This window comes from Paenibacillus sp. MMO-177 (assembly GCF_037147795.1).
Lineage (GTDB): Bacteria > Bacillota > Bacilli > Paenibacillales > Paenibacillaceae > Pristimantibacillus.
Genome location: NZ_JBBCUR010000006.1, coordinates 14,443 through 27,289, shown reverse-complemented (window position 1 = coordinate 27,289; position 12,847 = coordinate 14,443). Strand labels below are relative to the sequence as shown.

The 12,847-nt window shown below is 40.6% G+C and carries 15 protein-coding genes; 1 reads left to right on the top strand and 14 read right to left on the bottom strand.

Annotation, left to right across the window (positions count from 1 at the left end):
- Positions 1-253: 253 nt before the first annotated feature.
- The 6 genes from tnpA to WFK81_RS20805 all read right to left on the bottom strand — a co-directional run bounded on the left by tnpA (position 254) and on the right by WFK81_RS20805 (position 3,976).
- The gene (gene tnpA, locus WFK81_RS20830; protein ID WP_336788304.1) at positions 254-571 is read right to left on the bottom strand and encodes an IS66 family insertion sequence element accessory protein TnpA; all 318 of its coding nucleotides are present in this window, start codon (positions 569-571) and stop codon (positions 254-256) included.
- A 77-nt stretch (positions 572-648) separates the two neighbouring features.
- Positions 649-999: an RNA polymerase sigma factor gene (locus WFK81_RS20825; protein WP_336788303.1), complete on the bottom strand. Its 351-nt coding sequence runs from the start codon at positions 997-999 to the stop codon at positions 649-651.
- Between the two features lie 367 nt (positions 1,000-1,366).
- The gene (locus tag WFK81_RS20820; protein WP_336788302.1) at positions 1,367-2,101 is read right to left on the bottom strand and encodes a prolipoprotein diacylglyceryl transferase family protein; all 735 of its coding nucleotides are present in this window, start codon (positions 2,099-2,101) and stop codon (positions 1,367-1,369) included.
- Positions 2,098-2,631: a TlpA family protein disulfide reductase gene (locus WFK81_RS20815; protein ID WP_336788301.1), complete on the bottom strand. Its 534-nt coding sequence runs from the start codon at positions 2,629-2,631 to the stop codon at positions 2,098-2,100. The genes WFK81_RS20820 and WFK81_RS20815 overlap by 4 nt, the downstream gene beginning before the upstream one ends.
- Positions 2,632-2,708: 77 nt before the next feature.
- On the bottom strand, positions 2,709-3,557 hold the full coding sequence (locus WFK81_RS20810) for a M56 family metallopeptidase (protein WP_336788300.1): 849 nt from the start codon (positions 3,555-3,557) through the stop codon (positions 2,709-2,711).
- Positions 3,554-3,976 (bottom strand): BlaI/MecI/CopY family transcriptional regulator, encoded by a 423-nt coding sequence (locus tag WFK81_RS20805; protein ID WP_336788299.1) that lies wholly within the window; start codon positions 3,974-3,976, stop codon positions 3,554-3,556. The genes WFK81_RS20810 and WFK81_RS20805 overlap by 4 nt, the downstream gene beginning before the upstream one ends.
- Before the next feature lie 235 nt (positions 3,977-4,211).
- On the opposite strand from WFK81_RS20805, the gene WFK81_RS20800 reads away from it, so the two are divergent.
- Complete coding sequence (locus tag WFK81_RS20800; protein ID WP_336788298.1) at positions 4,212-5,795, top strand: multicopper oxidase family protein; 1,584 nt, start codon at positions 4,212-4,214, stop codon at positions 5,793-5,795.
- A gap of 43 nt (positions 5,796-5,838) precedes the next feature.
- On the opposite strand, the gene WFK81_RS20795 is transcribed toward WFK81_RS20800, so the two are convergent.
- From WFK81_RS20795 to WFK81_RS20760, 8 genes are all read right to left on the bottom strand, one after another.
- A complete protein-coding gene (locus WFK81_RS20795; protein WP_336788297.1) occupies positions 5,839-7,077 on the bottom strand; it encodes a hypothetical protein in 1,239 nt (412 codons plus the stop codon).
- A gap of 433 nt (positions 7,078-7,510) precedes the next feature.
- Positions 7,511-8,410: an LTA synthase family protein gene (locus WFK81_RS20790; protein ID WP_336788296.1), complete on the bottom strand. Its 900-nt coding sequence runs from the start codon at positions 8,408-8,410 to the stop codon at positions 7,511-7,513.
- Positions 8,403-9,032: a hypothetical protein gene (locus WFK81_RS20785; RefSeq protein WP_336788295.1), complete on the bottom strand. Its 630-nt coding sequence runs from the start codon at positions 9,030-9,032 to the stop codon at positions 8,403-8,405. Before WFK81_RS20785 ends, WFK81_RS20790 begins: the two co-directional genes overlap by 8 nt.
- Before the next feature lie 272 nt (positions 9,033-9,304).
- Positions 9,305-9,799, bottom strand: a complete 495-nt coding sequence (locus tag WFK81_RS20780; protein ID WP_336788294.1) for a hypothetical protein — start codon at positions 9,797-9,799, stop codon at positions 9,305-9,307.
- Positions 9,800-9,953: 154 nt separating this feature from the next.
- Positions 9,954-10,190, bottom strand: a complete 237-nt coding sequence (locus WFK81_RS20775; protein ID WP_336788293.1) for a hypothetical protein — start codon at positions 10,188-10,190, stop codon at positions 9,954-9,956.
- A 102-nt stretch (positions 10,191-10,292) separates the two neighbouring features.
- Positions 10,293-11,114, bottom strand: a complete 822-nt coding sequence (gene lgt, locus WFK81_RS20770) for a prolipoprotein diacylglyceryl transferase (RefSeq protein WP_336788292.1) — start codon at positions 11,112-11,114, stop codon at positions 10,293-10,295.
- Between the two features lie 5 nt (positions 11,115-11,119).
- Positions 11,120-11,833 (bottom strand): cytochrome c biogenesis CcdA family protein, encoded by a 714-nt coding sequence (locus tag WFK81_RS20765; RefSeq protein WP_336788291.1) that lies wholly within the window; start codon positions 11,831-11,833, stop codon positions 11,120-11,122.
- Positions 11,834-11,955: 122 nt separating this feature from the next.
- Positions 11,956-12,702: an urease accessory protein UreH domain-containing protein gene (locus WFK81_RS20760; RefSeq protein ID WP_336788290.1), complete on the bottom strand. Its 747-nt coding sequence runs from the start codon at positions 12,700-12,702 to the stop codon at positions 11,956-11,958.
- Between the last annotated feature and the right edge of the window lie 145 nt (positions 12,703-12,847).

Genomic DNA, 12,847 nt, shown 5'->3' with positions numbered 1-12,847 from the left:
CATCCGACTGCATCCGCCTCAAATTGGATTCGTGTACCTCAAGCCGTACGTTTGCCTCCAGCTTCCTTCAGATTCCGCCTCGCGGCGGACACCCTTGCTCTCGGCTAATGGTAGGCGCTTGCCAGCCCCCATTCCGGACTTTCACCGTAGAGATGACGCCCATGCTGGGCGTACATAAAAATGGAGCAGCTGCCGGACGGCAAACTACTCCATTTGATTTTGAACTAACGTTCCCCGTCCCCCTTAATCTTTCTTACAATAACAACGTTACTAAGCTTTTAGCTTTTGATTGCGTCTCAGAGTCATTCTGACATCCAAATATTAAAATCATTACGACTAACAAAACAACTAGAACAGAACGTTTTATAAATAAAACTCTTTCGTATTTAAGCATAACTAGTGGTTTTGGAGTGACCTGGGATGTACTACGCTTAAACTTGTAGAGCCAATATTTCAATTGTTCAACAGAGCATTGATTTGCAGTACACCACGCTTTCATTGTAAGTCCACTTGCCCGATAAGATGCGATGCGTGCTTGCCAATCTTGTCTGCGTTGTTCTTTGCCATTCATGAGATCCCCTCCGTATTCAGGTTTATTTCATGATCTCATACCGGGATTAGATGTTGTAGGTGGGAAGAGTTTGACGCTTACTTATATATTGGTGTTAAGGATTCCATAACTTGATCTATCTCTTCTCTCTGCTCCTTACTTAGCAGTACTGCTTCTGGAATTTCGTTAACCTCTACAAAGTCGTCCTCAATTATCCATTCGAGTCGGTTGCGTTTTCGAAGCATATCATAATATCGATTAAGTGCAACTCGATAAAGCCAGCATGAGAATCTATCTGGTACAATCGAATCGAGATAGAGAAGTCCTTTATAAACCGTGTCTTGAACGATATCTTCAGCATCCGCTCGACTCGGCCCTAAACGAATTAAATATCGCTCTAAATGCTTCAATTTATCCTGCAGAAGCTGCAACATCAGCTCGTTCTTCACTTTCAACCTCCCTTCATGTAATATAACGAATTAAAAGACTAAATGTATACAATTTCAAATCCCTTAAATATCCTTGTAACAAATAGCTATTTTAATAAGCTACGTCGTCTCTCAAACCTTTCAGCCAATAACGCAAAAAAGCAGCCGTTTGATCGGCTGCTACCCTTTTGTATCATTGAAATTTCTCAAACTCGTTTTTTAGTCAGATCTGATTTTGTTGAGCTACATATTGTTCTAAACGGGTAATATGTTCTACTAGGTAAAATCACATGAGTATATGAATAAGTTATAATTTGGAGGTTCAAAGTGAAAAAAACTTTACACATTATCCCAATACGCATGTCCACCTCCATCAGGATTTCCTATCTTATTTTCTAACACAACTTCTTTTGTTGACATGTGATTTGAATGCATTAATGTGAGTGACAAGAAATCCAATTGCTATCAAAACGATGGCCAGCCATTGGTCTGTTGATAAATTGAGCCATGAAGACATTTTAGGCTTCAGTAAAGAAAGGCATAAAATAATGACTCCGAAGCCGAGGGACCAATTGGAAGCTATTTTCCCTTGTCCAATCGGTAATCTGAACAAATACCATATAAGCGGGGCTATTAGCATTAGTTGATACGCATTAATCGGGTGATACCGGTATTCGGGATCTGAAATGGATATCCCCCATGGTAAAGTCGTTTGAAGCCCATACTGCCAATGCGTCAAAGTGTATATGAGTACCGAACAGATAACAACGATCGTAAATACATCCAAACTCGCTCTCCAATTGTATTTTTTCTTCCACACCGTATAGATCAAATATAATGCCGCTCCAATATAAGCTAGTGTTATTCCCAGTGATGTACCTGGATAAAGCAATAATGTAAGTGGTTTTTTAAGAATTTGCGGTTCTGTAAAGATAGGACTTACTTTCCAAAGCAAAATACCAATGAGTAAAGCACCCGTGAACGACTCTAAATGCCGCAAATCCTCCGGCGATTTCTTCAAAATCAATTTTCTCGCGATCGCTAATCCTAATAGTATGGATAAACCATAGTAAAGCCAATCCGTACGGATTAAGAACGGTCCCAATTGCAGGACGCCAGTCATGATACATCTCCTTTCGACGCCTCAATGGTGCTGATAATAGTCTTTTCTAGAGATTCGGGAGATACGATTCCAAGGTTAATGCTTACAATAGCCCCTTTTCCATCAACGAAATACGTGGTTGGATAAGATCTCACATTATAGAGTTTGGAGACGTTGCCCTTTTCATCTAACAGGACAGGAAATTGCAGTTGATACTGTTGTACAAACGATACCGCGCCTTCAATGGTGTCATCCGAAGTTGCATTGACAGCATAGAATTCAACTTTATCTTTATACTTGTTATAAAGACGCACAAATTCGGGAGCCTCTTTCCGGCACGGTACGCACCATGAAGCCCAAAAGTTAATGAGAACCGGTTTCCCTTTTATTTGAGATAATGAGTACGATGCATCATTAAATCCTCTAAGTTCGAATTCCGGCGCCTGGAATCCGACCTTTGCTGTTTTTTCTTTATTTGAACCGTTAGGTTGCATGATCGCTAATATAACCAGAACCGCAACTACGATCAACAACAACAATTGCTTTTTCATGAATGTGGCCCCTTTGGTAAAAAAATTATTCATTAAGTACTACATAAAGTAGTTTAAATTATCAAAGAGTAAGCAGCCTACGAACAGCTGCTTACCAAAACACTAGACAACAAGATCACCATTAAGGATGAAGATAAAAATGGCGTTGCAATTAACAAAGGGATTCGGATCTTTCCGTTGGGTTCAATAAGCTGCTGAATTCGGTAATTAATCGCCTGATCCGCAAAACCGACGCCAATGGGGACACGGTTTCCAAGCTGTGAACATGTATAAAGAACACTTGCCAGTTCATATGAAGAATTCATTTTTCTGACCGAATATTGATCCGCTTGTAATTCCACCCAGATCTGAATGTAATGTGCCAGTCGCTTAAAGATTGGAATATACGGCAAACTATCGTTCATAATTTTGACGAATAGCATACGCATCGTATCATAACTTCGGCAATGACTCCATTCGTGCCATAAAATCGCTAACAATTGCCGCTCGGAGAATTGTTCGATTAATTTGGCTGAGACAACGATTCTTGGTCGGAAAAATCCGAATGTATGCGCAAGAATCGAGTCATGATCAATGACAGTGATTCTGTGTTTAAATTGGCTGTAATGGGAGTTTAACTGGTTGGATAAACATTTGTTTCTATTCGAACTAACATATAGACTCCATTTTTTTACAAGAACAAATTGTTTACAAATAATCCAAAGTACCATTCCGAAACTATAGATAATCATAATATTTAATCCAAGAAGAACGACTTGATGTAATAAAGACTGTTCACTCAGAGCTGCGACGCAATATTGTAAATATCCCCAATTAGGTTTGTAGCCGTATAACTCGTGAAGTAGGTACACCATCATTTGCAACCAAACAAAGCCGCTTGTTAATGCCATTAAGAATAATATGAAATGATGCTTTAGTTGCTTCATGAGTTTTCACGCTTCCATTCATTGAGTCGAGCCTCCAGAGTGGCTATTAGCTTCGGATCGACTTGTTGGAAAGCATCCACCAAATGGTTCATCACTAATGACCCGTATTCTTGCACCAATCCTACGGTCACGAGCCTAGTCTGTTCCTTCAAAAACTCATCTTTGCTTTGTACAGGATTGTAAATACTGAGTCGATTCCTACCTTTGCCTGTCGTATATTTTTTAAGATGACCTTTTTCGTGCAAACGATTCATTACCGTCATGACTGCAGTATATGAAAGTTCATCTTCGAGCAAGGATTGAACCTTCTTTACGCTGACCTCTTCATGCTCCCAAGCGATCTCCATGATATGAGCTTCTAGCGGCCCGAAAAATCGATTTAATCCTTCTTCGTTTAACTTCATTCGTTGTACTTTCATTTTCCGCCTCCTTTCACCTTCCCTCCATCATAACACAATTCTTCTTCATTCTAACGACCATCAATTACTACGGAATGTAGTATTAATATTCGAGTTTCTTTTTCGGATTCCTTCATTATCCAAATTAGAATGTTTTCATTATTGAATTGCGCAGTAATTTTCTCTCCTCATAAGTTCTACACAATTGTACTTTACAATGGATTTATGAATTCGAAATTGAAAGGAATGAAGAGTTGTGAAGCTGAATTGGAAACTAAAAATCGCAATTGTAGTCGGCATCTTCTCGCTTGTATTAGCTGGCTGTTCCGATACGATGGGCGGCATGGATCATTCGAAAATGAGTATGGGGAACTCTGAGACGCCAAAGACTACAGAAGGAAAAACAGTTAATTCTAATGTATTAACAGGGACAGAATTTAATTTAACTGCCGTTGCGAGTAATCAGGAAATCGCCCCAGGTAAAACCCTCCCTGTCTGGACATTCAATAATACCGTTCCGGGACCGCAACTACGGGTGAAGCAAGGGGATACGGTCAAGGTTAACTTGAAAAATGAACTTTCGGAGCCGGTTACGATTCATTGGCATGGTGTTCCATTGCCAAACGCAATGGACGGTATTCCTGGAGTAACGCAAAATGCAGTGCAACCTGGTGAAACTTTCACGTATGAGTTTAAGGCGGATGTTCCAGGGACCTACTGGTACCACTCTCATCAAGATAGTGTGAATCAGTTGGATCGCGGATTGTACGGTTCGTTTATCGTGGAAGGAAAATACGAGGACAAAGTAGATCGTGATTACACGTTAATGTTGGATGAATGGGTTAGCTCGGGAAAGAGCATGTCAGACTCGGGTATGTCCGGCATGAATCATAGCGGCATGAACATGGATAGCTCTAATTCCCCTTCCAGTGAAAATGGAATGAGTAATAATTCCATGACCATGGGAGATGATATGAGCATGTATGATTTGTTTACGATCAACGGGAAATCCGGATCTCTCGTGGATCAATTGCAAGTCAAAGAAGGAGATAAGGTTCGGATCCGATTAATTAACGCGGGTTATTTATCTCATCAAATTCATTTGCATGGACACGAGTTCAAAGTTATAGCAACGGATGGCCAGCCCATCAATAATCCAAGTGTTCTGAAAGATAATGTAATCAATATCGCTCCGGGAGAACGTTATGATATCGAATTCGTTGCCAACAATCCAGGCCAATGGCTGATTGAGGATCATAGCGATAATAAAGCAGCGTCGGGAATGAAAGAAACAATTGTGTACGAAGGAGCTTCCGCTGGTTCAGATCAATCAAACGCTTCAGAGAAACTTGCGGCCGTCGATCTGACACGTTACGGTCAAGCGGGTAAAACGTCCTTCACATTGAATCAAAAGTATACAATGGAATATACGATGGACCTCAACACGGAAATGCAAGAAGGGAATACGGTTTATACCATCAATGGCAAGACATTCCCGGATACGGATGCACTGACGGTCAAAAAAGGCGATACCGTCAAAGTTCGACTCGTGAACAACTCCAAGACAAATGATCATCCGATGCATTTACATGGTCACTTCTTTCAAGTACTCAGCAAAAACGGAAAACCATTAGAAGGATCTCCGATCATTAAAGATACGTTAAATGTGAAGCCTGGAGAAGAATACGTGATCGCGTTTGAAGCGGATAACCCAGGAAATTGGATGTTCCACTGCCATGACTTGCATCATGCGTCCGCAGGCATGGTAACGGAATTAAAATATACAGACTTCAAGACTGATTTTGTTGCGGATCCGAACGCTGGAAATATGCCTGAATAAACGTTAAAACGAAGGGGACGGCTTCTAGCCATCCCCTTCGCTTTTACACCGTCTTACATATTTTATGAAGCACGGAAATATCATTTCCGAATTTGCACATGGCATCGCAATCGCATCGTAGGTCTTTGAATAGGATATAAGAAATATTCAATGTCTCTAAATTTTGAAACGACGGCCGAAGTAATTGGGCTCTGATCTCCTTTTCTCTGTGATCAGGAGCAACCAAATAAAATTGATTCTTCCCCGTATTTAATGAGAGGGCTAGATCATTCAATCTTAATATCCCAGAATAGATTGATGTGCTCTTCTCGACTTCAAAACCGCTGACAATGTTGTTGGCTTGATCCAGCCAAAGAACATCGATTAATGAAACCGTGTCCAAGACGGCCTCCGGGAATTTATCCAGTTTCAAATCTTTTATTGACCACTCTCCTAGAGGCTGATTTCCCCAAGCCCTCTTATGGTCATTACGCGCGATCCAGACACGATATCCGAGAGATTGGCCAAGCTTAGCCAGATAATACTGCATTTCCGAATGGGCGCTTTCTTCTTTCTCATCTTCTTGTACTTCTTTATGTCTTTTGTTTAATGCTTTATGTATTTTTTCCTTGTCAATTTCCAGGAAGTTCAATGCATTATTTTCCAAAACAAGTCGATTACTTCCTATTTCAAATAAAAGTCCAGCAAATGCACCCAAATCTTTAGATAATGAATAACGGTGATTGTTGTTCTTCGCAATAATTATTTCGCGCATCTCGAGGTAAGAGTCCCAGGAACCCAGTTTTTTCTTTTTCGAAAACAAAACATTAAAGCCCTTCACGATAGCGGTATTGAAAGGCGGAAACCAAGTGGGATGTAAAAAATACAGTATATTAGCCGTCGCTGGACCCAATCCTTTGATATTTAGACCATTCAGTTTTCGAATCTCGCTTAAGATCTGCTCTTCATTCATTGCTTCCATGCACACTTTCAAAAAACGTCCAAATGCCCTTTTATTAGACTCATTTTCGTAAATATCCGGAATACGTAATTTGGGCTTCCAATAAAAAGCATGAGCCGCACCATCAAACACCTGTTTCTGTTCCGAAATAGCGGAAAGAACAGTTTCGAGACTCGAACCTTTAAAGTCGTTGCCAAAAGTCCCACTCTCAATCTCAACAATGACCTTTGTTAAACTTTTTCGAATTGAACGAAAAGCTTTCAGTCTTTCATCGTTATTTAGAAACCAAGTATGGTAAGTCGACTCTTCATCTTGCTTATATTCTTGAATTATATTTTCCATGCTTTACTAGCCGCCCCTCAAACGACGATTTGTGAACCGATAAGCAATTATATCACGACGCAATCGGAAATTTTAAGAAAAAAAGTTACTCCTTACAATATTCATCTTTCATAACGGACATAAAACTCTTCATGGTCGTTAACGGGGTACGTAGTTTATAAGCAATATTTCCCGTCGTTGCGACTCGTAATTGCTGCATCTTGTAGATAGATAGTCTTCATTATTTAAGCCTCTAATCTGAATCAGTTGTAATTTTGCCGATATGCTCAATCAATTAAAAAACAGAACAACTTGCCCTGTATTGACAAGCTCTGTTTATCGTTATAAGACATTTATCAATAAAATCTTTAAAATCGTTTGTGTGACATGTGGTAACTTCCAAGTTTTATTAACTATCTCGAGTAGTTAATCCCTGAAAATCAGAACATATTCGTTATCTATCCGGTAATGATTGCACATAGCTATCCGACATTTCAAGCAATCGAAGCGCGTTGTCGAATTGCTCTTTCGTAGCCGTTGTCTCCTCTACCCTGCCACCCGTAAGCTTATACGATAAGCCATCCTCATACCCGACCCCTGGGACGAAAATCCCACTGTCTGTAATTAGAGATCCGGAAGGCAAGTAATACCGTTCAGGTAAAAAATTCGAAGTTGCGTTAAGCAAATCTTGACCGAAATGAATATGATCTTTTAATGAGATCCCGACAAGATTCGCTATCGTCGGAAACAGATCGGACTGTCCTCCGACTTGCGGTAACACTTTAGCTGAAGAGCCTGGCACTGAAATAATTAACGGTATGTTCAACATATCCTGTGCGTCGTATTCGCGGCCATAAATCTCTTTCATTAAATCTTTATCTTTCGAGGATAAAGTATATTTGGGAAGACCGAGATGATCGCCATAGATGACAATAACACTGTTATCCCATACCCCATTTTGCTTCAGTTTTTCGATAAACTGTCCCAGCGCTTTATCCGCGTAGTTCTCGGCGCGGATATAATTGCCGACCAAAGTGTTTTCGAAGCGCTCTGGCAGTTTGATATTATACTTGCGTTTCGGCAAATTAAACGGGTGATGACCCGACATAGAGATAAGTTGCGTATAGATCGGTTTTCCGCTTTGTTGCATCTTGAGTAGCTCAGCCGCAGTCTTGTCATACAGCACTTCATCAGAAGAACCAAAAGCTACAATATCGCTTTCTCCGAAAAAATCGTCATCATAGTATTTTTGCCAACCGAGCGCTTTATACAAATTATTGCGGTTCCAAAATAGAACGTCATTCGTATGGAACGTTGCCGTTTGATAACCGTTAGCGGCAAACGTCTTAGGCATGCTTGGAAGTTGCTCGCACGAGCTTATTCAAATTCGGAGTCACTTCTTGTCCGTCTAGCTTCATATTAATCAGAAAGTTTTGGAACGCCTCCATTTGGATGATGATAACGTTCTTTCCTTTTGCCTGGCCCCAATATTGCGGGGCTGCCAATCTGGCTGTTTGCACATGTTTTAATTGGTCAATGGACTCTTGAGTAACCACTTTAGGATCGACGGACACGTCCTGGGCACTCGCAACCGCGGCATAGACCTGGTAATTTAGTATGTCCATGACTTCTGCTTGCTTTAATTCGTTAATGATATTCTTGTTGAACCAAATGCCAACGAAAGAAAGCGAGAATGACAAAATAAAAACTATCGAAACAAAAACGCCCCGTTCACGAACGGAACGAGCTTTCCCCCACTTTCGAAAAGAATGGCTCGTTAGAATGGCAATTAGAAACAGAACAATGTCGGTAAAAAGGAAAAGAAACGAAGCGTGCATCAAGGAAAAGTCGCTGCCCTTCACTTCCGAGACTTGTCCGACTTGTTTTAAGGCTTGATATGTTGGAATGACTCCAAAATATTTGTAAAAATTCGTAACGGCGATATATACAGCAGTAACAAGTAGATCGACAATCACAAGCGAATAACTTTCTCTTAGGAAATATCCATTCGACCAAACAAAAGAGCACCCAAACGGACGGTAAACCGGCCCAAATCGGTACCCAGGGTTCCGAACCATCCCAAATGAAATATCGGACCAAGTACATTTTGACAAGCAAAATGATGGAGAAAATGACAAACGGCTTAATTACTAGCCGTTCCAGACGCTTCCATAACAACAATACGAACACCTCTGAAAATTCTATTTATCTCGTTAAGTGTCTAAAAAAGGTACCTTCCCATTGATTCTTATTCAATTTGTTTAACCATGTTAATTTTGGATAAGGCAGTGGCAATCAAATACCCCAAAAAGAAAATGATAAGGAATTCAAGAAGAACTAGGGACGGATGAAGCTCTGGAGCAACTTTCCCCGAGAGGTCTTCTCCATGAGCCATAACGGTTTCTGGTACGAAGAACCCTAACCATATCATGAGAATAACCAGAACATGATAGTTTTTGAAAATCAATTTGTTCTCGGAGAATGAAATGAACAAAAGTCCTAATAAGAAGCTGATGATAATGGAGAAAATAGTCGCATCCCATTTTATGCTAAGCGGGTTTTGTAACATCTGTGCGATTTCCAAACCGATGACAGCGCTAATCCCAGCAGCATAGAAGCGAAGCTTCTTGTTCTTAAAGACGATATAAGTAGCATCAAACAAGAGGCCGCTGATAAATAGCATCAACGGGAATCTGAAGCCGCTCGGCGTCGAGTTCCACCAATAATAAATACACAGATTCATGCAGAATGAACTCGCGCTAATCAGGCTGGCAACCGGTCTGCTTAAACGCTTTGCGCCTAATGTAAAACAGTAGACCATGACAGGAGACATCAAGATACTTACATACGCGTTAAAAGCTTGCCATCGTTCAGTTAAAGAAAAATCATCAACAAAACTATATTCGATAATTGGGGATATGTTTAGGAGAAAAGGAACCGATTTTTATGGATTGCTGAATGACAACGGCCAATACAACGATCCCTGTCAATGCGACGGAAATGTAAATAATGCCGTGACTAGGTGTCCAGAATGTTTCGACAAAACCCATATCGTGCGACCGAATATCCCACGTTGCCCCATAAATCGTCGATAACGCCAATAAAATTAATACGAATGGAACAATTCTAGTCATATCGCATATCTCCTAAGTAACGTTATTATTTTTAGTTTTAGATAGATTCCTTTCCAGTTGGAATAAACAACTTCGACTTCTGCTACGAAGAACTCCCCATAATTATTGTAATAATCCTCCTTGAGCAGGAACGCCCTCGCCTTTTTTGTTTTTTTTCAATCGATATCCCAGTATCATCATAATCGCTGTGCTGACAATAATTACGCTGATGCTCGTCCATTGTCCGGCAGTCCAATTCATTGCGTAACGTGGAGAGTCTCCCCTTAAGAACTCGAGCATAAATCTGCCCAATGCATAAAGGATGTTGTAAACTAAGAAACTAAATCCGGTAGGCATGGTTTTATTTCTAATCGTTATTAAGAATGCAAATACGATCAAATCCCATTGACCTTCCCATACTTCAGCAGGCCATAAGGGTTGAGAACCATAAGCATCATAAGCTACCGTTCCTTCAGGATAGACGATGCCGAAACCCGAACCTGTTGGTGAGCCAAAAGCGTCTCCGTTAAGAAAGCAAGCAATCCGTCCAATGGCTTGTCCTAATACGATCGCTGGCGCAACCAAGTCCGCCATTTCCCAAAATGATAGACGATGAATTCTCAAATAAATAGCAGCTGCGGCAAACCCGCCTATCAAAGCTCCCTGTATGGCGATCCCGCCGTTCCAAATCGCCGGTACTTCTGATAAATGTTCGCTGTAGTAATCCCATTGGAAAAAGAAGACATGCCATACTCGAGCGCTTACAATCGCAGCAGAAACGACGTAAATCATCATATTGGGGATATGTTTCTGGTACAAAGTCCCCCTAGCCAGAAAATAACCAACGCCCATCGCTAATAAAATCGCCAAAGCAACAACGAGACCGTAAGAACGAACGGAATAATCGCCAATCGTAAATAATATGACCCTCACATCATCACCCAATCTCCTTAGAATCCTGTGAATCCACCGTAAAGCTTAACGAAATATTTTGTCATGTCCGTCATTTTATCTGTATAGAGCATAACCCCTGTAACAACCATCAATGCTCCACCCACTTTCATGAGCGCGTTAGAGTATTTCAGTAACCAGCGTAATTTTCCGATAAAAAAGGCCATTAGGAAAAACGGTATCGCAAAGCCAAGGGTATAGGCAACCGTATATATCAGTGCCTGCCCCGGATTACTGACCCCTAAAGCCAACACTGCCGCTAAAATAGGACCTACACATGGCGTCCAACCCGCCGCATAGGTAACTCCCACCATAACGGAGCCCAAGTATCCTACCGGCTTATTCTTCCACTGGAAATGGACATCTTTTAACAATAATTTAGGAGTAAATATCCCAAGCAAGACAAGCCCGAATAACGCGACCATTATACCGCCCAATTGTCTAATTAATTCTTGGTTGCGAGAAAATACATTTCCGATAAAGCCCGCAGATAATCCCAGTGCGAAAAAAATGATTGAAAATCCAAGAATAAAAAACACCGTATGCAAGAGAGCCTGCTTTTGAAATAAACCTCTGCCTTCCTTTAAATCATTAACGGAAACACCCGTTATGTAGGATAAGTACGATGGATATAGAGGAAGACAACAAGGTGAAATAAAAGATAAAAAACCGGCTCCGAATACAATCCCTATCGTTAAATCGGCAGTATTCATATAACCCCCCTAGCGACTGATCTTATCATTATTATACTACATATTGTAGTTTGAATGAATGAAAAATACTATACACACTTTAACGCGCTTAAACAAACCAACGATCGATTTAAATACAGACATTATATGGCCCAATAGGTAATCGTATCGCTAATACCGAGAACGATTAAGAAGATGCCTGAAATTTTATAAATCATGTTCCCCCATTTTTTGGCCTTCTTCATAGCCGTTCGTTCTAATCCAAAGCCAATTACGAGCGCAAAAAATAATAGCAATGGTAACGCAGTTCCGACCGCGAACACAGATGGTAAGATGAATCCGTAAGAAGATTGCATGGCTACCGGCATCATCCAACCGAAAAATAGCAATACCATCGTAGGACAGAACCCAAGCGAAAACGCTGCCCCCATCAAGAAAGCTCCGCCTTTACTCCCAGCTCGTTGTGATAATTTTTGAACGTAAGCAGAAAGCCTGAATCCGAAAGATAAACGATTCAACTTAATCGCTCCAATGAAATACAAGCCCATCAAAATAAAAAGCGGGCCAACAAATTTTCTCGCATAAACAAAAATAGGGATCGAATCAATGGATACTCTTTGACCAAAAGTCCAGAACAACAACCCAAATACAGAATATACCGTTATCTTCCCGATTAAGTATAAAAGAAACTCCATTCCGGCCAGTCTTTCGTTCATATATTTGTTGCCGAAGTACGTAATACTTCCAAGATTGGCGGTCAATTGACAAGGAGCAACAGAGCCGGCAAACCCAAAAAACAGTGCGGCGAGAAATGCGATTTTGGAACTGATTGCAATATCGGCAAATGGACTGCTCAATAATCTGCTAATTTCACTAAAAAAAGTGTACATAGGATTCCACCTTTCAGGATACGTTTTATCATACTACATTATGTAGTTTAAATGACCGAAAAACAATAGCAGACTTTCAATTCATTGAAGGTTTCCATCGACTGAATGAAAAAAGCAAAAACCTTTGGATCATTGTCCAAGATTC

What these genes read in the sequence shown, in the direction of transcription:
- tnpA (WP_336788304.1), bottom strand. Translation starts at nt 571, where the DNA reads ATGAATGGCAAAGAACAACGCAGACAAGATTGGCAAGCACGCATCGCA.
- WFK81_RS20820 (WP_336788302.1), bottom strand. Translation starts at nt 2,101, where the DNA reads ATGACTGGCGTCCTGCAATTGGGACCGTTCTTAATCCGTACGGATTGG.
- WFK81_RS20815 (WP_336788301.1), bottom strand. Translation starts at nt 2,631, where the DNA reads ATGAAAAAGCAATTGTTGTTGTTGATCGTAGTTGCGGTTCTGGTTATA.
- WFK81_RS20810 (WP_336788300.1), bottom strand. Translation starts at nt 3,557, where the DNA reads ATGAAGCAACTAAAGCATCATTTCATATTATTCTTAATGGCATTAACA.
- WFK81_RS20805 (WP_336788299.1), bottom strand. Translation starts at nt 3,976, where the DNA reads ATGAAAGTACAACGAATGAAGTTAAACGAAGAAGGATTAAATCGATTT.
- WFK81_RS20795 (WP_336788297.1), bottom strand. Translation starts at nt 7,077, where the DNA reads ATGGAAAATATAATTCAAGAATATAAGCAAGATGAAGAGTCGACTTAC.
- WFK81_RS20790 (WP_336788296.1), bottom strand. Translation starts at nt 8,410, where the DNA reads ATGCCTAAGACGTTTGCCGCTAACGGTTATCAAACGGCAACGTTCCAT.
- WFK81_RS20780 (WP_336788294.1), bottom strand. Translation starts at nt 9,799, where the DNA reads ATGAATCTGTGTATTTATTATTGGTGGAACTCGACGCCGAGCGGCTTC.
- WFK81_RS20775 (WP_336788293.1), bottom strand. Translation starts at nt 10,190, where the DNA reads ATGACTAGAATTGTTCCATTCGTATTAATTTTATTGGCGTTATCGACG.
- WFK81_RS20765 (WP_336788291.1), bottom strand. Translation starts at nt 11,833, where the DNA reads ATGAATACTGCCGATTTAACGATAGGGATTGTATTCGGAGCCGGTTTT.
- WFK81_RS20760 (WP_336788290.1), bottom strand. Translation starts at nt 12,702, where the DNA reads ATGTACACTTTTTTTAGTGAAATTAGCAGATTATTGAGCAGTCCATTT.